Genomic DNA, 19,263 nt, shown 5'->3' on the forward strand with positions numbered 1-19,263 from the left:
CAAAATTGCGCCTATGACTATGCAGAGAAGCATAATCTAGGCGCAATTTTTTATTTTTCTAATTGACTCGCTGCGGCTTCATCCAAGAGAACCGTTAAATTTGGATGGAGTTGAAGAATAGAGGCAGGATACGTTTCTGTGACAGGTCCTTGGAGCACTTGTTTGACCATCTGAGCTTTTTGTTCACCATTTACAATTAGGACAAGATGCTTAACTTTCATGATGCTGGCTGGCCCCATCGTAACAAAGGTCATGCCTGGCTGCATCATTTCAGGAACAAACCAAGGCTCTGAACCAGTGACGGTCACTTGATAGGTTTCGTTTTTAAAATGAGTGGTAGTGGGCATGTTCCCACAAAAATGACCATCTGCTCCTAAGCCAATTAACATCAAATCTAAGCCGCCTGCGTCAGCAATCCGTTGTTCTTGTTGTTGAAAGTTTTCAACAGTTAATGGATGGATGTTTTGCTCGGATATTTCCGCAGGTGTCAAATACAGCGTCCGCAAATCTGTCAGAGTAATGCCTTCCTTTTGATGAGGAACGGGGATTTCATCAAAGTTATAATAATGAACATTATCAAAGTCAGATGAATTTTTCACAATCGAGGCTAATTTTTGGTAAACAAGTGCTGGCGTTTTACCAGCGGTAATTGATAAATTCACTCGTTTATCTTGGCTCATCGTGCTTAGAAGTAACATTTTTGCCCATTCGCTCATCGTGTCGAAATCTTGTTTAATTAAAATTTTCATACTTGCTCACTCCATTCTTTGAATAAGCTAAGTATAATTTGTGGGAACCATCCCATGTCAAGCTCTTCACAAAAAGGATTTAATTAACGGTAGGCAAAAGAAAGAGGAGCAGCCGTCAAAACGATGGCTGCTCCTCTTTTTAAAACTTAAGATAACCTACAACGAGTTAACTTTTTAGCTTTCTGCTCCACTTGCTCCAACGCTGGTCTAAACGTTCTTTTGACCAACACTGTTTAACAAAGAATTTTATTTTATTGTTCTTTTAACCATTTTTCTAGTTGTAAACGTTGCACTTTCATAGTAGCTGTGTGAGGGATTTCGTCAAAAGCCATAATGATAGGTTCGTTTAAATGTGGTAAATCGGCTACCTGTGTCCACCAAGCGTCCCAATCCATTTCTTCCCCAGGGACAACCGCTAAAATTGGCTGAGGTTCATTTTCTTTGCCACGGACAATAATCACTTCTTCTAAGAAATCTAATGCATCCAATAAATGATCTTCAATAGCTAAATTACTGTCGATGTTTTCAATTAGATCTACTTGGCGATCTTTCAAGAATAAGTGGCCGCGTTCATCTAACATTCCGTAATCGCCGCTGTCCCACCATTCGCCGTAGACATTTTCTGCAAAGCGGGCATCTTCTTTGTAATATGTTAAGGCCCGTCCTTTTGATAAGAATTGGATATGGCCGTCCGTCATCGCAGGTAAAACTTGTCCTTTTTCATCAGTAATTCGAGCTTGTGTTAAATCCTCTAAACCAACACCCATGTCACGAGCATCTGAATCTTTTAGGGAGTCTAAAGTATGCGCTCGTAAGATCATTGGCCCGCATTCACTTTGTCCATAAACTTGTAGGAAAATTGGTTCATTGGCAGCAGATGCTTTTAAGAAAGCCACCATTGTAGCGTTGTTAATTGCATCAAAAGTAGAATGATAATAATGGACACTAGCGAAAGCTTCAGGTTTTTCTTTGGTCAAACGAACCCATTGAACGAAGTTATTGGGGTGTGTTTCTACAGCGATTGGTTGATAGGTGCTGAACATTTCAGCGACTTTTTCGCTCGAAGCATTTGCTAAAGGCATCATAGGGAAGCCCATGGCCATTAAAGAAGACACGCCAATGTTAAAACGAGAATGAACTGGCGAAATATGAAAGCCAACTAATTTCTTTTCAGCAATTTTTGTAAAAATGGTTTTTTGCCATTTTGTACGCCAACCCATAGAGTGATTGGAATGACAGATAAGTTTAGGAATACCTGTTGTTCCAGAGGTGTGGGTCATGTAGGCAATTTCGTCTTTAGTCAGTTCGTCTTGAGGAACTTCCGTGGCATCAGCTTCTAAAAGAGAAGCAACCGAAAGTTTTTTATTGGCAGAGCTGTTACGAACAGCTTCAACTTTTTCAGCAGTCACATCATCAAATAAAATATAAGGATCTTCTAAACGATCAACGAATACTTCAATTGTTTCAAAAGGTAAATGATATGAAACCATTACAGGAACGGCGGCTAGATATGAGGCTGCAACAGCTAGTAAATACGTGTCGAATTTAGGACTTTTATAAATAATAATTTTGTCGCCTTTTTTTACACCTAAAGCGGCTAATTGATATGCCCGTTTCAAAATTTCTTGATGGCTTTCACCATAAGTTGTTTCTAAGCCAAGTGCAGGAAAAGCAGGCAAAGATTCATCAAAAATAATTGGAACAGTTGGTGTTTTTTCTGCGGCTTCTTGATAGTTTGTGTAGAGGTTTAATGGTTGATAATCAAGTAAGTGTGTCAAGGGAAAGTCTCCTTTGTAAAATAGTTTGTGTACAAATGTACAAGTTCACTTTATCCTATCATAGAATGGGTTCTTTTTCTACGTCAAAAATACAACGTTAAATGTTATTTTTTATTATTCACAAGCACAACGTTTGCTGTATCTGGCAAAGTTTCCTACAATAATTATGTAAGTAAAAAGTTCTCAGAAGTGTAAAACTTTACAAAGGAGAGGAATTTACATGAAAAAAATCTATGAAACAACTATCATTAATACGGGTGGACGTGCAGGAGAAGTTCACTCACCGGATAAATCATTTTCTTATGCGGTTGCTTCGCCAGGTGTCAAGAAAGAAAATACAACAAATCCAGAACAATTATTCGCAGCGGCTTACAGTGCTTGCTTTAACGGTGCATTAGAATTAGTGATGGATCAAGAAAAAGTCGAAGGTAAAAGTACAGTAACTGCACGTGTATCCTTATTCCAAGGAGAAGATGGGTTTAGCGTTGGTGCTGAATTAGAAGTTCATATTGATGGGGTAGATCAAGCTAAAGCAGAAGAACTTGTTAAAAAAGCCCACGAAATTTGCCCATATTCTAAAGCAACAAGAAATAATATAGATGTTAAATTAACAGTGATTTAATTAAAAAAGAAGCGCTTTGTCTATACGACAAAGCGCTTCTTTTTTAGATAACAGTCCACAAATTATACATATTTAACAAAATAACTAAAAAAACAACTAAACTATAAATTTGGGCGACCCGTTGTTGAGATAATTTTTTACTGAAAAGACCGCCAACATAACCACCGAATAAAGCGGCAGGAATAATAGCCCAAAGCATTGTCAAATCAAAAACCGCAAACCCTGTGGTCAAGCCGATATTGCCAAGTTTGGCGAGTTGGGAGAAAAAAATAGTAATGATGGAATAGACAGTTGCTGATTTGATATCCATTCCAAAAAAGAGAATAAGGCAAGCTACATTAATGGGACCGCCACCGATGCCTAAAAAGGTTGACAGAATCCCTAAGCCTAATCCGACAATCAGAAAAATGCTCAATCCGTTGAGGTGTAAGTGCCAGTTGGAAAATTGATTGTAGAGAAGAACCAAAACCAAGGTCACCAACATGATGATATATTGGATTAGTTGTACTTTTTCTTCATTTGGCGCTAGTGCAATCGCCTGATTAAGAAGTAAATCACCCAACATACCGCCGACTAAGGAACCAAACGAAATACTCGCGGCTTTTTTCCATTCAATTTGGACACCATTTTGATACTGTTTATAAGTCGAAGAAATGGACATGACAAAAACAGCGACACTTGAATAGAACGCAATACTATTTAACGAATGGAACCCAAGAAAATCCAAAACAGGCTTAATAATGACGCCTCCACCCATCCCAGAGAGCGCCCCAACTGTATTGGATAGAAAAATAGTTATGAAATAAATCAGCAAAACCCGCACATAATCACTCCTAAACCGTTTTCTTTTAGTATAGCACAAAAATTATATAAGAAATGAAATTTCATTTAAAAATATTTTTAAAAAGAACTTGAAATGATATTTCTTTAATGGTATTCTACAAATACAAAAAAGAAAACGCATTCAAGGAGGATGAGAAAGCATGACAGTATCGATTGGTATTATTTTGATTTTATGTCTTTACACAGTTGTTGGTGTACTTGACCAAATTTCTATTCAGATTGGTCCATATACACCATTGTTTGCTGCAACGTTTACTGGCCTAGTCTTAGGAGATGTTCAAACAGGTTTGATGATTGGGGCAACGCTTCAATTGATGACATTAGGCGTAGCGACTTATGGAGGAGCAACAGTCCCAGACTTTCTTTCGGGGGCCATTATGGGAACGGCTTATGCAATCATTTCAGGGAAAGGGGCAGAGTATGGTATCGGAGTTGCGGTTCCGATTGGGTTATTATTAACACAACTAGATATTTTAGGCAGAATGGCTAATACGTTTTTCCAACACAAAGCAGATCGCTATGCGGAAGAAGGCAATTATAAAGGGGTCGAGCGCTGCAATGTTTTAGGAATTTTTCCTTGGACGATTTCTCGTGTCATCCCAGTTTTTATTGGCCTAGCTTTTGGTGAACAAGTTGTAAACGCTATCAATAATTGGATTCCTATTTGGGTGATGAATGGGTTAAAAGCAGCAGGTGCTATTTTACCAGCGATGGGGATTGCTATTTTAATGCGGTACTTGCCAATTAAAACATACTGGCCTTATTTTATTATTGGGCTCGTGTTACTTGCTTATGGGGCCCAATTCTTCTCAGTTTTAGGTGTCGCACTGGTTGGCTTGGCTTTAGCAGCGATTTATGTGATGAATCATAACAAAGGCGGCGCAGCTACAACAAGTGGCACGGTTATTTACGAAGATGATGAGGAGGTTGAGATTGATGACTAACAAATTAACAAAAAAGGATATTAATAAAGTTTACGTCCGTAATCTTTTTGGCTATCAGTGGGGCTGGAACTATGAAAAAATGCAAGGACTTGGTTACGCTTGGGTGATGATGCCTGCATTAAAGCGACTATACAGTGAAGATCCAGTAGCTATGAAGAAAGCCTTGAAGACACATCTTGGCTTTATGAATACAACGCCAGCCATGTCGCATTTAATTGTCGGAGCTGATATGGCTTTGGAAGAAGAAGTCGGCATTGAAGATGAAACGGCCATTACTGGCTTGAAAACAGGTCTAATGGGTCCGTTTGCTGGTGTTGGTGATACCATTTTTATCGCGATTTATCGTGCGATTGTTTTTTCGATTGCAGCTTACATGGCGCAAGGGGGCCAGGTTATTGGGTTACTGATCCCGTTAATTGCCGGAGCAGTGGTCCTATGGGTTCGCTATAAATTTACTTGGATTGGTTACCATCAAGGGAAAAAAATTGCGACAGAATTTGCGGATAAAATGAAATTGTTTACGCAAGGTGCAGCCATTTTAGGGTTAACAGTGGTCGGCGGTTTGATTCCTTCGGTAATTACTTACAAATTAGATTTAACTTATAAAATGGGAGATGTAACATTATCTGTTCAAGAAATGTTGGATAAAATTTTACCCGCATTAATTCCTTTAGGGATTGTTCTTTTATCCTATTGGTTACTAGGGAAAAAGAAAATGAATTCAACACGGCTAATCTTTGTTTTAATTTTAATTGGCATGGTTTTAGGCAATTTACAACCAATGTTGGCTTGGGTTGGCGGTTTATTTTAAAAAAATAGTATATAATAGGAGAGATTTATTATGACAATTGTACATGCAAGAGTAGATGAGCGTTTAATTCACGGACAAGTTGCAACCGTTTGGACGAATACGGTTGGCGCACAAAGAATCATGGTAGTAAATGATGCCGCTGTCAAAGATCAATTACAAATTGGTGCCTTAAAAATGGCTAAGCCTGCAGGAGTTAAATTATCCATTTTATCAAAACGTAAAGCGATTGAAAAAATTTTAGCAGGCAATTATGATGAAGAAACAGTCTTTTTAATTACGAAAGACATTGCAGATATGGCGGCTTTAATTGATGGCGGTGTTCCGTTGCAGAGCTTCAATGTCGGCAATATTTCTCAAAAAGAAGGCAGTCGAGCAATTAAAAAATCTGTTGCATTAACCGATGAAGATATTCAAACCGTTCGTCGTTTAACAGATAATGGGGTGACTATTACCGCACAGATGATCCCCTCTGAACCAAACGAAGCAATTTTAACTTTCATAAAATAGAAATGGAGATGAGAAGATGGAGCCAATCCGTTCAATCAGACAAAAATATAAGGACTTTTCCAAAGTAAATAAGAGAATCGCAGACTATATACTGAAGGATCCGACCCGTCTTCTCTCATTAACAGCAAACGAAATTGCTAGCAATAGCGAAACTTCTCCGGCGTCAGTTACCCGTTTTTCTAAACAATTAGGGTTTGACAGCTGGGAAGAGTTAAAACTATCCATTGCAGCGGTACAAGCTGCCAGTAACGGTAAAAAAGATATTGATCCAATTGTAGCGGCGGATGATTCGGTGGATACTATTTGTATGAAAGTGGAATCTTTATTAAATGCTACGATTGAGGATTTATTTTATACAGTGGATAAACAAGCCTTGGAACGAGCAATCGCGCATGTTAAAAAAGCGGAAAAAATTCATTTGGTTGGAATTGGTGCCTCTTCTTTAACGACTTATAATCTTTATCACAAGTTTAACCGCGCTGGTCGCCAAGCAATTTTTAATTATGATAGTCACATGATGTTGGAGTTTTTAAATTATGCAACGGCACAAGACATTTTGATCACGGTCTCCTATAGTGGTTTGACAAAAGAAGCCTTAATCGCCTGTGAAATTGCCAAAAATAGAGGCGCAACGGTTATTTTTATTACCAGTAACGATGGAGAAAACGTGCGATCATTGAGCGATGAAGTTCTTTTAGTCCCCAATAATGAGCACCTCATTCGAGTGGGGGCTATTTCATCGATTGCTTCGTCAATGGCAATTGGCGATGTTCTGTATTTAGGTTCAATTCAAGATGATTTAGACACAGAAATCGAACGAAATATGATTGAAACGAGTCAACTTGTCAGCCGTCTAAAAGAGAAGTAGGGGTGTGCAAGCAAATGAACTTAGAAGGATTAACGACAGAAGCCAGAAATGAAGCGACTAAAAAGATTGACCAAGTGTCAACATTAGAGATGGTGACTTTAATAAATCAAGAAGACCAAAAGGTAGCACAAGCAATTGAAAAGGTGCTTCCGCAGATTGCTGCAGCAATTGATGCAGCGGCAGAACGATTTAAAAAAGGGGGCCGTTTAATCTATTGTGGTGCAGGAACGTCTGGACGTTTAGGGGCTTTGGATGCGATTGAATTAACGCCCACATATAGTGTGTCGCCAGAACGCGCATTTGGTATTTTAGCTGGTGGTGAAAAAGCAATGTATCAAGCAATTGAAGGCGCTGAAGACTCGAAAGAATTAGCTATCGAAGATTTAACGCAACATCAATTGACCGCCCGAGATGTCGTAATTGCGATTGCTGCTAGTGGTCGGACACCATATGCTGTTTCCGCAATTGAATACGGAAAAAAAGTGGGCGCTCTAACCATCTCAGTTACCTGTAATAATCAAAGTCCGATGAATCAATTGGCGGAAATTGGGATTGCGCCAATTGTAGGACCGGAAGTCATTACAGGGTCAACTAGAATGAAAGCGGGTTCAGCACAGAAAATGGTGTTAAATATGTTTTCAACAGGGATTATGGTTAAAGTAGGGAATATCTATCAAAATTTGATGGTCAACGTACAACCAACGAACGAAAAATTAATTCAACGTGCCACGAATATCATTAAAGAAGCAGCAGAAATCGAGGAATCGCAAGCCAAAGAATACTTGGAGGCAGCACAGCTAGAAGTGGCACCAGCCATTGTAATGGCGAAAGCCCACGTTGATTTTCAAAAAGCCAAACAACTATTAGCAGATCATGACGGACGGATTTCAGAAGTTTTAGCATAGAAGTGGTGAACAATGAATCAAATCGCAATTCAAGAAACAATTCAGAGACTGATTAATCAGCAAGTCGTTCCGGGTGTCGCTTGGGGGACGATCACAGAAGATAGCTTATCAGAACAGTATACGGGCTTTTTAGGTAATACTGGTCCATTTGCAAGACAAAAGGTTTCATCAGCTAGCCTGTATGATTTAGCGTCCTTAACGAAAGTTATTGGGACAACAAGTCGAATGTTACAATTAATCGATACAAATCAGCTTGCTTTTTCAACCACTGTGGGGGAAATCCTACCTGATTATCAAGGACTATCTTGTTCGATTGGGGAGCTTCTACTGCATCAGAGCGGACTGCCAGCTGATGTTGTCGATAAGAAAAATGTCACAAAAAAAAGCTTGCAAGAAATTATTTTGACGCATTCGTTATCTGAACGAGGGAAAACCATTTATTCTGATTTAGGGTATTACTTATTGGGAGAAATTATTCAAGTATTGGATCGCTGCTCATTAGAAGAGAGCTTTCAAACATATGTATTTCAACCAATGAACCTACAGCATACAAGTTTTACGGTCAGCGATTTTGCCCAGGCAGTGCCCACAGAGATTACAAAACAACGCGGCGTTATTCAGGGGGTGGTCCACGATTCGAAAGCCTATCAACTGAAAGCGCCAATCGGCAGTGCAGGTTTATTTACAACTTTACCAGATTTACTCACTTTTGTTCAGTGTTTTATGAACAATCGCTACCCGTCTGGCAAACCATTATTTTCTGAAAAAATGTTCACTGCTCTCTGGTCTATGAATCAAGGGGGACGTACATTTGGTTGGGAAGTGAAAAAGACGCAAGCAGGGGCAGACTATTTGTATCATACTGGCTTTACTGGAACGGCGATTGGTATGAAAAAAGAGACCAAAGAAGCCCTAATTTTGTTGACGAATCGGATTCATCCCACTCGTGAAGAACGTGGCTTTCTGAAAGCACGAACAAAAATTTATCAGCAGTATTTTTAGGAGGATATGATGAAACCAAAATTAATTTTAATGAGCCATGGACGGATGGCAGAAGAAACCTTAGCTTCTACTCAAATGATTGTCGGGGAATTAGCAGATGCTGCGATTGTGTCAATGACCGCAGAAGATGGCTTGAGCGGCACGCAAGCAAAACTGGCAGCAATCTTAAAAGAAGCTGGCAATGTCCCGACGCTTGTATTAGCTGATTTAAAAGGAGGAACACCTTGTAATGTGGCTATGATGGCCATGGGCACTTATCCGCAATTGCGAGTGGTCGCCGGACTTAATTTAGCAATGGCAATTGAAGCAGCCGTGTCACCTGTGGAAAATGTGGATGAATTAGCTGCATATTTAACGCAAATTGGCCAATCTGCGGTGACCACGATTGACTTACCTGAATTAACAGATGAAGAAGAATTTGAAGAATAGGAAAGAGGTCGGGACGGAACCGTTTAGCTCCGAGAAATAAGAAGGAATTTCCGAAAATTGCTTTTTAATTTTTGGAGAATTTCGGCTTATTTCCGAAGGAGTTGATTCTGTTCCCGCCGTTTATCAGGTTTTGAGCCTGGAACAAAAATCCAAAGTGATTTTTGTCCCAGGCTCTTTTTTAATGACTTTAGTCAGTCGAAATCTCTAAAGAGATTTCGACAAAAAAACCACGCGTACTGCGCGTGGAGGCCAGAGCTTTAGCGATAAAAACTCCTTTCGATATAATAGATAAAGGCTACCAACCGTTATCAAATCGAAAGGAGTTTTTGAATGTCGAACGACGATAAAAGTTTAGCACATACTCGTTGGAATTGTAAGTATCATCTTGTGTTTACACCAAAATATAGAAGAAAAGTAATCTATGGTCAATTGAGGCGAGATATAGGGAAAATACTAAGGAAATTGTGTGAGATGAAAGAAGTCGAAATCATTGAAGCGCATGCAATGCCCGACCATATCCATATGTTGGTAAGAATTCCGCCGAAGTTGAGTGTATCAGGTTTTATGGGTTTCTTAAAAGGAAGAAGTGCAGTAATCATTCATGAACGTCATGCGAATTTAAAATACAATTATGGAAATCGATCCTTTTGGTCAAAAGGCTATTATGTGAGCACTGTAGGATTGAACCAAAAAACGATAGCTAAGTATATACGAGAACAAGAAGCAGAAGATCGAATAAGGGATAGTATAAACAAAAGAGAGTATAAAGATCCATTTAGGAAGTAACAACTAGATAAGAATAGAATGGTAGCGGTTGGCAGTCTCTAAAAAAAGCTCCCTTAAAGGGAGCAGCAGGTAGCGAGCCCTTCTAGGGCTATTAAAAAGCCACCCGCTATGCGGGTGGATATTTACTTAAGAACCAGGGATATTCCGCGGTTCGTTTTTGGTTGTGACAAAGAAAAAGAATAGACTCAATAAAATAACTAGGATGCCATCGTTAAACATCGGATTTACGAAGTTTAAAATAGCACTTAAGATAACTGGCACGGTAGCACAATACGTAATAATTTTTAAACAATCAATCAAACGTAAAGAATAAAAACGTAATTTTGAATAGAGAGATGCACCGATAGCGGCAATCAGTAAGTCTAAAACTAAACCGATTAGAACAGGGTAGATAGCCACTAAAAAGACAATGAGTTTTGTCCACCAAGGGATTGCTGCTTCGCTTAGCGCAGTCTTGATACTCTGAGCGTTAACTCCATCTAAGGTTCCTTTACTATAGGGGAAGATAAATTGGTCGGTGCCTAGAATTGATTCAGTTGCGCCTGAATTTGGTAAGGCGACTACAAATTCATCTTGTAAAAAAGCCAAACCAAACGCATTACCAATTAAATCCTTTTGGACATCAGCGACTGTACGCTTTCCATCTGGATCAAACGTAAAAATAATCGAGTCGGTTTGATAAATAAAACCAGATTCTTTGGCCTTTGTTTGCAACGTGCCATTTTCAATAGAAAAGTCAGGCAACTTTTCTGCAATTTTTTGGCCATCTTGTTGCACCTCTTGTAGCACAGAAAAGACTTGTTTGGTAATAGGTAGTGCTAAAATAGCACTTAAAAAAACAGCATAGAGAATTACTTTCCAAAACGCCATTTTTTTCGCATGCCGTAATTCTGAAACTGAAAAAAAGGCCTGCTTAAATAATTGCAATGTATTCATTTATTTACTCCTCACATCATTCTTCTACAGGTCATTCTAGCGAATTTATGAGGGAAACACAAGGTAATCTCCCTCTTTTGTAAAACTTTTCTTTTGGCAAGCAAACTATTTTGTAGAAAGCGGTTCACTCTGTTATCATAATAGTTGTATGAAAGACGTATGTTACATACTAAAAAATAGGGGGATTTAAAAAATGACTTACACATTACCAGAATTACCATATGCTTATGATGCATTAGAACCTTACATTGACGTGGAAACAATGCACTTACACCATGATAAACACCACAACACTTATGTGACTAACTTAAACGCAGCGATTGAAAAACATCCAGAATTAGGCGAAAAATCTGTAGAAGACTTAATTTCAGATATGAATGCTATTCCTGAAGATATCCGCACAGCCGTTCGTAACAATGGTGGCGGTCACGCAAACCATACATTCTTCTGGGAAATTATGGCACCAAATGCTGGTGGACAACCAACTGGCGCTATTAAAGAAGCAATCGATGAAACATTTGGTAGCTTTGATGAAATGAAAGCTGCTTTCAAAACAGCTGCAACTGGCCGCTTTGGTTCAGGTTGGGCTTGGTTAGTTGTGAATAACGGTAAATTAGAAATCACTTCAACACCAAACCAAGATTCACCATTAATGGATGGCCAAACACCTGTTTTAGGTCTTGACGTTTGGGAACATGCGTACTACTTAAAATATAAAAACGTTCGTCCAGATTACATTGAAGCATTCTGGAACGTTGTTAACTGGGATAAAGTAAACGAACTTTTTGCTGCAGAAAAATAAGTTTGCCAATTGTGAAGGAAAGAGTCAAATGACGGCTGTCATTTGACTCTTTCCTTTTACAAATCCAGGGTCGAAATAGTTGTTCGTTTATGGCATACTAAAGTAAGTAGGGAAAGATAACGGATACATAAAGAAGGAGCTAAAAAAATGAATGTTATGATGCAAAAAGTACACGGGTCAGAAAATGATTTCTTTTTATTGGATGAAACACAGTTTGAGCGCTCTTTAACCGCTGAGGAAATTGAGCAATTGCGCATCCAGTTATGTTCGCGGGAAACAGGATTATTGGCGGGAGCAGATGGGTTACTTTTGGTAGGAGAAGGGACTCACGGCACGTCCAATGCTAGAATGCGAGTGATTAACAGCGATGGTAGTGAAGCAAGCATGTGCGGGAACGGCTTGCGTACGGTTGCCCGTTATTTAGCTGAAAAAAACCAAGAAAAATCATTTACAGTTGAAACAATGTTTGCAGATTTGAAAGTACGTCAAGCCCCCAATTTAGCTGAAGAAGTGGCGACTTACCAAGTGGAAATTTCACCAGTAAGTTTTGAAGCAGTCACTATCCCAATGCATTTAGGGGTCCAAACATTAATTGATGAAATTGTACCAGCCTTATCTAAAACCATTCGCTTTACAGCGGTAGCAGTGCCTAATCCGCACCTTGTAGCATTTGTGGATCACGAAACCTTAAATGGTCCAGAATTTGAACGAATCGCTTCCTATGTAAATAATGAAAATCCATATTTTCCAGAAGGGATAAATGTGAGTTTTGTTGAAATTCTTGGCAAAAATCAACTATTTGTTCGAACGTATGAACGTGGTGTAGGTTTTACAAGTGCTTGTGGGACAGCTATGTGCGCAAGTAGTTTACTTTATACGTTATTGAAAGATGGTGTTTTTTATGAAGAAATAACCGTCAAAAATGCTGGAGGTATGGTGAAAACAGTCGTCCACGAAACGTCTGATGGCAGTTATTGGATGGAATTAATTGGGAATGCCACGATTACGCATTTGATTGAAGGATCACTGACTGATTTACTAAATGGTGCATTTGAGAAAATAACTATCACTGAAACGAATGAACAAAAACATTATCAAGAATTTCTGCAAACACTTTCTCAAAAATAACAATTGTTCCTTGATAAAGCGCTCTTTTATTTTACAATTGTGTTAAGTTCTTGTTCCAAAAAATAAAAAATATTGCTTGAATAAGCAAACTATGAGAAAATAAAGGGCATGAATTAAGAATTATTCTTAGATAAACGAGGAAGTGTCTTATGAAACTATGGAAAAAAGTAGTACTGGGCTTCTTGAGCGTCTTGCTAGTGGTAGTAGCTGGGGTATGTGCTTACGGGATTAAGATGTATTCAGATGCCAATTCAACAATTAATGGGATCTATCAATCAGTTAACCGTAAGTCCAATAAAGGAGCCACGGCCAATATTGATGCGCAAGAACCATTCTCTGTTCTTTTAATGGGGATTGACACAGGCGATTTAGGCCGAACAGAGCAAGGTCGTTCAGATACTACAATGGTTGTAACCATCAACCCGAAAGAAAACAAGTCCACAATGATCAGTTTGGATAGAGATATTCTAACAGATATTGTTGGAAATGACACACAAGACAAATTGAACCATGCCTATGCATTTGGTGGCGCCGAAATGGCGATTAATACAGTCCAAGAATTACTGGATATTCCCATCCATCACTATGTATCCATCAATATGAAAGGGTTAAAAGACCTGATTGATGCGGTAGGCGGTATTGAAGTAGATAATACGATTGGTGAATTTACGTTGGACGGTATTACTGTTCCAGCAGGTAAAATCAAGTTAGATGGCACGACAGGTTTGGCTTATGCGCGGATGCGTCACGAAGATCCTGAAGGAGATGTGGGTCGTCAACGCCGCCAACGAGAAGTTGTTGAGAAAATTGTGCGCAAAGTCATGAGTTTTGACGGTGTTTCAAAATATCGAAAAATTCTTGATGCTGTTGAAGCCAATGTAAAAACAGACTTAACTTGGGATGACATGATGGACATCCAATCAAAATATTTGTCTGCCTTTAAAACAATTGACTCTGAACAATTACAAGGATACAGTGCAACTATTGATGATATTTATTATCAAGTCCTAGATCCAAATAGTTTATACAAAACACAAACAACACTTAGAAAACAACTTGGTTTAAAAGAACATGCTTCTGAACGTGAAAAAGATTTAGCCTTTTATAATCAGTTTAGCTATGCTGTTACAGATACTGCACTGATTGGTGAATCTGGTGATTCAAGTGCCAATAGCTCTACTAGTTCGAGTAGCACAGCGGACACCACAGCCGGTCAAACAGAATACAACGGCAATACGCAACAAGCAGCAGAAGGAGCCTACGATCCGAATACGTACGTTGACCCAAATACGTACACAGATCCAAACGCTTATGCTGATCCAAATACGTATGTGGATCCCAACGCACCACAATATTAATCTGTTAAACAAGCTCGAAAACTTCTATTTCTGATGGAAATAGAAGTTTTTTTCTTTTATTCTAGAAATTTTTTTCAGAAAGTGTTATAATTGGACTATACCAAAATAAACCGTAAGGAGCGTGTCAAAATGCAAATTATCCGTGTAGCAAATGCAGAAGAAGGCGGCAAAAAAGCGTTTGAATTAATTAAAGAAGGTATGAACAATGGTGCGAAAGTTTTAGGCTTAGCAACAGGTAGTACACCAGAAACATTATATAAAGAAATGACAGCAAGTGATATCGACTTTACAGAAATGACTTCTGTAAACTTAGATGAATATGTTGGTTTAGGTGGCGAAGATGAGCAAAGTTACCGTTATTTCATGAACAAACACTTATTCGACAAAAAACCATTTAAAGAAACATTTGTACCAAATGGTAAAGCAGAAGATTTAGATGCTGCTTCCGCAGAATATGAAAAAATTATCGATGCACATCCAGTAGATATCCAAATCTTAGGTATTGGTCAAAATGGACACATTGGTTTCAACGAACCAGGCACACCTCTAGATAGCTTAACACATGTCGTTGAGTTGACTGAATCAACAATCAACGCAAACAAACGTTATTTTGACAAAGTAGAAGATGTCCCAACACGTGCTGTTTCTATGGGGATTGGCTCAATCATGAAAGGTAAAAAAATGATTTTAATGGCTTATGGCGAAGCAAAAGCAGAGGCCATTAAAGGAATGATTGACGGACCAGTAACAACAGACATGCCAGCAAGTGCATTACAAAACCATCAAGATGTTGTTGTAATCATTGATGATGCAGCTGCAAGTAAATTATAATCGTTGATGAAAAAGAACTTGAAACATAAGGATTTCCTTATGTTTCAAGTTCTTTTTTTGTTATACTGGAAGTAATAGAAGAAGAGGTGAAAAGGATGTTACAGCTAACAATTCCAGAAATTATTTTACGGTTAGTCCTAGCGATGGTGATGGGTGGCGCAATTGGTTTTGAAAGACAATATAAGAATCGCCCAGCAGGGATGCGCACTCACATTTTAGTTTGTATGGGCGCGGCTATTATTGCGTTAATTCAGTCGCAAATTGCAATCAATGCATTGAAAGATGCGTTAGCTAATCCGGCTTTGACGGGGGTCATTCGTTCAGATCAAGCAAGGTTGATTGCACAAGTTGTAAGTGGAATCGGCTTTTTAGGTGCTGGAACCATCATTGTAACGAAACAAAGTGTCACCGGATTGACGACAGCAGCGTCACTATGGACCGTTGCTGGTTTAGGGATCGCGGTGGGCATGGGCTACTATACGATTGCCTTAACAAGTTTTATCGGTGTATTATTTGCCTTAACCATTGTCAAACGAATTATTCACGTACCAACAATCAAAAAATTAGAAATTCGCTATCAACATAAACAAGAAACCAAAGAATTTATTAATCAGTATTTTGAAGAAAAACATATTGAAATTTATGATGTGAATTTCAATGTTTCTTGGGTGGATGATACAAAAATCTATACGAATATCTATACTATTGATTTACCTAAAGGCCTAACGTATGCCGATGTTATCGAAGATCTATCTGTTTCAAATAATGTAACAAAATTACGATTGATTAATGTGTAGAAACATCTATTTATAATTAATGACAACCGCTATAAGTTAAAATGCTTATGGCGGTTTTCTTCTAGGACCTAGGACTGATTTTTTAAGTTTAATATTTCAAAAAGATTACAAAAGAGTTATGATTGTATTACGAGTTAGAAAGAAAGGTGATAAGTAAGATGAATAAAAAAAATAAATTTCTTAGTATTATTGTTGTTGTCGTTGTGATTATTGGTGCATTTGTGATGAAAGCTTATAATCAATTGATTACTTTAGATAATAAAGTCGAAGCAGAATGGTCACAAGTAGAGAATGTAATGCAAAGACGTGCTGATTTAATTCCTAATCTTGTCAGTAGTGTTCAAGGCAGTATGACTCAAGAAAAAGAAGTTTTAAAAGAAATAACGGAAGCACGTAAAGCATACGCAGGAGCAAAATCTTCTTCTGAAAAAGGGCAAGCAAATGAGCAAATTGAAAAAGGATTAGGTAATTTTGTTACAGTATTGAATGAAGATTACCCAAAGTTAGCTTCTTCTGAAAATGTCAAAACCTTAATGACTCAATTAGAAGGATCTGAAAATCGAATTTCTGTTGAACGCCGTAACTATATACAAGCTGTTGAAACATATAACCAACAGATTTCAAAATTCCCTGATAAAATAATTGCAAAACTTTTAGGATTTGAGAAGAAAACTAACTATGTTGCGACAGAGCAGGGAAAAGAAGTGCCGCAAGTGGAATTTAAATAAAAAATTTGTAGAAAATTTGGGTTAAAAAGAAAGAAGTGAGGAAGGTTGGATAAAAAAGTCGAAAAAATTCAAGAAAAAGTTCGTTTGTTTTATAAAAAGCATCAGCGGAATACAACGATTGTTGTGGTAATTAGTTTAAGTATGATTTTAATATTAGGAATGGCTGCTTGGTATGAAGGAAAGGGAATCTCTTATGAAGCAAAACAAACTGCACTGAGAGAGAAGCAACATGCCTTACAAAAAAAGAGAGACGATATCTTAGCAGGGAAAATGACTGAAGCGTCAACCCAGACAACAATAAATAACTTTTCTAAACAAGAAATAACTGGTGAAAATGAATTAGTGACAATTACTGGAACGAATGGGCAGTTGAACATTAATGATGCTAATATCTATGTTTCAGATAATGCAGGTATTGTCTCAAATCAACTTAAACAGAAAATGTTTCAATTGAATCAACAATTGTTGGAAAATGCGAATGGCGCACAATTTATGCTTATTACCGTTCCTGCGTTACCTAGTGGGGAATCTGTTGAATCTTACAGCAATAAGATTGCTAATCAATTAGGTGTAGGGGATCGTGAAAAAAATAATGGTGTGGTTTTTCTAATGGCAATTGAGGATCGCGAGTCTCGCTTGGAAGTTGGATATGGCTTAGAGAGTATTTTAACGGATAGCTATGCGGATGATATTATTAATAATGAAGAAGTAAAAGAGGCTTTTAGAGACGAGGATTATAATACAGGTCTCAATAAAATTATTGATCAAGTATCGGCTGCAATCAATTCAAAAACCGCACAAGTGGATAATGAATTAACAAATATACAAACAGAGTTAAACACTAACACAACGAAAAGAAATGTTCTTTTAATGGCAAGTATTGCTGGGATGCTCATTTGTGCTGTTTATACTTTACAAATTTTAAGAACAAGAAAACTTGTTAAAAAAATGTATCAAGATTATTTGAATTGTTTACCAACAAAGGCTGTCCTAAATAACTCAGAACAGACAAAGAAAGTATTAAATAAGATGAAAAAGACTTCTTTTTATTGTTTATATCTTAATGGAGCAACGTTATTTGCCACAAAAGGGAAAATAAGACGTGCCACTAAGCGTGGTTCTTTACTAAGTATATATCCAAATGCAAAAAAACAATCTTTTGGGCGTTTATTAGTAGGAGATACTTTATATAGTTATGATGGTAGTGTTTTGACGTATGCTTATTTAAACTCACAATACAATCCGTCTAATCATAGTAGTTCTGGTAGCAGCAGTGGTGGTTCATTCGGTGGCGGCTCATTCGGCGGTGGCGGTGCCTCAGGAAGTTGGTAAAATAAAAAGCTAGAAACGTTAATCGTTTCTAGCTTTTTGCTATTTATCTAAACCGTAAAGATAGTCATCATCTTTCATGGCTTCAACTGTTCCTAGTAAATAGCCATTTCCTACTTGAGAGAAGAAGTCATGGTTGCTAGTTCCTGTCGAAATACCATTCATTACAATCGGGTTCACATCATTGGCTGTATCCGCAAATAAGGGATCCATACCTAAGTTCATTAAAGCTTTGTTGGCGTTGTAGCGTAAAAAGGTTTTTACTTCTTCGGTCCAACCTAAGTCATCATATAATTCTTCTGTATAACGTTCTTCGTTTTCGTACAATTCGTAAAGTAAATTATACATCCAGTCTTTTAGTTTATCTTGCTCATCTTCTGGTAATTCATTAAATCCTAATTGGAATTTATAGCCAATATACGTGCCGTGCACTGATTCATCACGGATAATCAATTTAATAATTTCAGCGACGTTCGCTAGTTTATTGTTTCCTAAATAGTAAAGGGGAGTGTAGAACCCAGAATAGAATAAAAACGTTTCTAAAAATACACTAGCAATTTTTTTCTCTAACGGAGTGCCGTTTTTATAAATTTCGTTAATCCGTTCTGCTTTATATTGCAGATGTTTGTTGGTATTTGTCCACTCAAAAATATCATCAATCTCTTTTTTTGTATTTAATGTACTGAAGATAGAAGAATAACTTTTGGCATGGACAGATTCCATGAATTGGATGTTATTTAAGACGGCTTCTTCATGGGGCGTCCGCACATCATTTCTCAGTTGATCCATGCCGCTTTCTGATTGAACGGTATCTAATAAAGTTAAACCGCCAAAAACGTAGCCGACAGTAGTTTTTTCTAAATCGGAAAGAGACCGCCAATCATCTAAGTCATTGGATAACGGAATCCGTGTATCTAACCAAAATTGTTCGGTTAATTTTTCCCAAGTGGATTTATCAATGACGTCTTCAATGGCGTTCCAGTTAATTGCTTCATAATACGTTGCCATGGTTATTCCTCCTGTATGCTGGGACAGCAGTCTGTTTGACTAGTTGTCTCGTTTCTTCGCTTAAAACGTTCTACAGAGTCCAAATAGGAGCGTGCAGCCGTT

Annotated in this window: 21 protein-coding genes; 16 read left to right on the forward strand and 5 right to left on the reverse strand. The window is 37.9% G+C overall.

Annotation, left to right across the window (positions count from 1 at the left end; translation table 11 throughout):
* Positions 1-50 precede the first annotated feature (50 nt).
* Positions 51-749, reverse strand: a complete 699-nt coding sequence (locus tag IGK70_RS01725; protein WP_002355326.1) for a glucosamine-6-phosphate deaminase — start codon at positions 747-749, stop codon at positions 51-53.
* A 251-nt stretch (positions 750-1,000) separates the two neighbouring features.
* The gene (locus IGK70_RS01730; protein WP_104855964.1) at positions 1,001-2,527 is read right to left on the reverse strand and encodes an AMP-binding protein; all 1,527 of its coding nucleotides are present in this window, start codon (positions 2,525-2,527) and stop codon (positions 1,001-1,003) included.
* Between the two features lie 220 nt (positions 2,528-2,747).
* On the opposite strand from IGK70_RS01730, the gene IGK70_RS01735 reads away from it, so the two are divergent.
* Complete coding sequence (locus IGK70_RS01735; protein WP_002355332.1) at positions 2,748-3,149, forward strand: organic hydroperoxide resistance protein; 402 nt, start codon at positions 2,748-2,750, stop codon at positions 3,147-3,149.
* 43 nt (positions 3,150-3,192) lie between these two features.
* Here IGK70_RS01735 and IGK70_RS01740 read toward each other — a convergent pair whose 3' ends face one another.
* Entirely contained in the window at positions 3,193-3,963 is a 771-nt protein-coding gene (locus IGK70_RS01740; RefSeq protein ID WP_189656411.1) for a sulfite exporter TauE/SafE family protein, read from the reverse strand.
* 169 nt (positions 3,964-4,132) lie between these two features.
* Here IGK70_RS01740 and IGK70_RS01745 point away from each other — a divergent pair, with 169 nt between their 5' ends.
* The 8 genes from IGK70_RS01745 to tnpA all read left to right on the forward strand — a co-directional run bounded on the left by IGK70_RS01745 (position 4,133) and on the right by tnpA (position 10,244).
* The gene (locus tag IGK70_RS01745; RefSeq protein WP_438775152.1) at positions 4,133-4,936 is read left to right on the forward strand and encodes a PTS mannose/fructose/sorbose/N-acetylgalactosamine transporter subunit IIC; all 804 of its coding nucleotides are present in this window, start codon (positions 4,133-4,135) and stop codon (positions 4,934-4,936) included.
* Entirely contained in the window at positions 4,929-5,747 is an 819-nt protein-coding gene (locus IGK70_RS01750; RefSeq protein WP_104855525.1) for a PTS system mannose/fructose/sorbose family transporter subunit IID, read from the forward strand. Before IGK70_RS01745 ends, IGK70_RS01750 begins: the two co-directional genes overlap by 8 nt.
* Before the next feature lie 30 nt (positions 5,748-5,777).
* Positions 5,778-6,254 carry a PTS system mannose/fructose/N-acetylgalactosamine-transporter subunit IIB gene (locus IGK70_RS01755; RefSeq protein ID WP_220421674.1) on the forward strand — a complete coding sequence of 159 codons (477 nt, stop codon included), beginning with the start codon at positions 5,778-5,780 and terminating at the stop codon, positions 6,252-6,254.
* 16 nt (positions 6,255-6,270) lie between these two features.
* Positions 6,271-7,122, forward strand: a complete 852-nt coding sequence (locus IGK70_RS01760) for a MurR/RpiR family transcriptional regulator (protein WP_002355339.1) — start codon at positions 6,271-6,273, stop codon at positions 7,120-7,122.
* Between the two features lie 14 nt (positions 7,123-7,136).
* Positions 7,137-8,027 (forward strand): N-acetylmuramic acid 6-phosphate etherase, encoded by an 891-nt coding sequence (gene murQ, locus IGK70_RS01765; protein WP_002409113.1) that lies wholly within the window; start codon positions 7,137-7,139, stop codon positions 8,025-8,027.
* Between the two features lie 12 nt (positions 8,028-8,039).
* A complete protein-coding gene (locus tag IGK70_RS01770) occupies positions 8,040-9,029 on the forward strand; it encodes a serine hydrolase domain-containing protein (RefSeq protein WP_104855526.1) in 990 nt (329 codons plus the stop codon).
* 9 nt (positions 9,030-9,038) lie between these two features.
* The gene (locus IGK70_RS01775; RefSeq protein ID WP_002363016.1) at positions 9,039-9,458 is read left to right on the forward strand and encodes a PTS sugar transporter subunit IIA; all 420 of its coding nucleotides are present in this window, start codon (positions 9,039-9,041) and stop codon (positions 9,456-9,458) included.
* Positions 9,459-9,788: 330 nt separating this feature from the next.
* Positions 9,789-10,244, forward strand: a complete 456-nt coding sequence (tnpA, locus tag IGK70_RS01780) for an IS200/IS605 family transposase (RefSeq protein ID WP_000063801.1) — start codon at positions 9,789-9,791, stop codon at positions 10,242-10,244.
* A gap of 126 nt (positions 10,245-10,370) precedes the next feature.
* On the opposite strand, the gene IGK70_RS01785 is transcribed toward tnpA, so the two are convergent.
* The gene (locus IGK70_RS01785) at positions 10,371-11,180 is read right to left on the reverse strand and encodes a DUF1189 domain-containing protein (RefSeq protein ID WP_104855978.1); all 810 of its coding nucleotides are present in this window, start codon (positions 11,178-11,180) and stop codon (positions 10,371-10,373) included.
* A gap of 193 nt (positions 11,181-11,373) precedes the next feature.
* Between IGK70_RS01785 and IGK70_RS01790 the strand changes: the two genes are divergently transcribed.
* The 7 genes from IGK70_RS01790 to IGK70_RS01820 all read left to right on the forward strand — a co-directional run bounded on the left by IGK70_RS01790 (position 11,374) and on the right by IGK70_RS01820 (position 18,156).
* Positions 11,374-11,982 (forward strand): superoxide dismutase, encoded by a 609-nt coding sequence (locus IGK70_RS01790; protein ID WP_104855979.1) that lies wholly within the window; start codon positions 11,374-11,376, stop codon positions 11,980-11,982.
* Positions 11,983-12,129: 147 nt separating this feature from the next.
* Positions 12,130-13,110 (forward strand): diaminopimelate epimerase, encoded by a 981-nt coding sequence (gene dapF, locus IGK70_RS01795; protein ID WP_002367903.1) that lies wholly within the window; start codon positions 12,130-12,132, stop codon positions 13,108-13,110.
* A 149-nt stretch (positions 13,111-13,259) separates the two neighbouring features.
* Positions 13,260-14,468, forward strand: coding sequence for an LCP family glycopolymer transferase (locus IGK70_RS01800; RefSeq protein ID WP_002383706.1), 1,209 nt, complete (start codon positions 13,260-13,262; stop codon positions 14,466-14,468).
* Positions 14,469-14,597: 129 nt separating this feature from the next.
* Positions 14,598-15,299: a glucosamine-6-phosphate deaminase gene (gene nagB, locus IGK70_RS01805; RefSeq protein ID WP_002379080.1), complete on the forward strand. Its 702-nt coding sequence runs from the start codon at positions 14,598-14,600 to the stop codon at positions 15,297-15,299.
* A gap of 95 nt (positions 15,300-15,394) precedes the next feature.
* A complete protein-coding gene (locus IGK70_RS01810; protein ID WP_002355354.1) occupies positions 15,395-16,096 on the forward strand; it encodes an MgtC/SapB family protein in 702 nt (233 codons plus the stop codon).
* Between the two features lie 158 nt (positions 16,097-16,254).
* The gene (locus tag IGK70_RS01815; protein ID WP_002386098.1) at positions 16,255-16,824 is read left to right on the forward strand and encodes a LemA family protein; all 570 of its coding nucleotides are present in this window, start codon (positions 16,255-16,257) and stop codon (positions 16,822-16,824) included.
* A 45-nt stretch (positions 16,825-16,869) separates the two neighbouring features.
* On the forward strand, positions 16,870-18,156 hold the full coding sequence (locus IGK70_RS01820) for a TPM domain-containing protein (protein WP_010827137.1): 1,287 nt from the start codon (positions 16,870-16,872) through the stop codon (positions 18,154-18,156).
* 39 nt (positions 18,157-18,195) lie between these two features.
* On the opposite strand, the gene nrdF is transcribed toward IGK70_RS01820, so the two are convergent.
* Positions 18,196-19,161: a class 1b ribonucleoside-diphosphate reductase subunit beta gene (gene nrdF, locus IGK70_RS01825; RefSeq protein WP_104855385.1), complete on the reverse strand. Its 966-nt coding sequence runs from the start codon at positions 19,159-19,161 to the stop codon at positions 18,196-18,198.
* Positions 19,162-19,263: the final 102 nt, after the last annotated feature.

Origin of the sequence: Enterococcus sp. DIV0358 (genome assembly GCF_051713465.1) — a bacterium.
Lineage (GTDB): Bacteria > Bacillota > Bacilli > Lactobacillales > Enterococcaceae > Enterococcus > Enterococcus faecalis.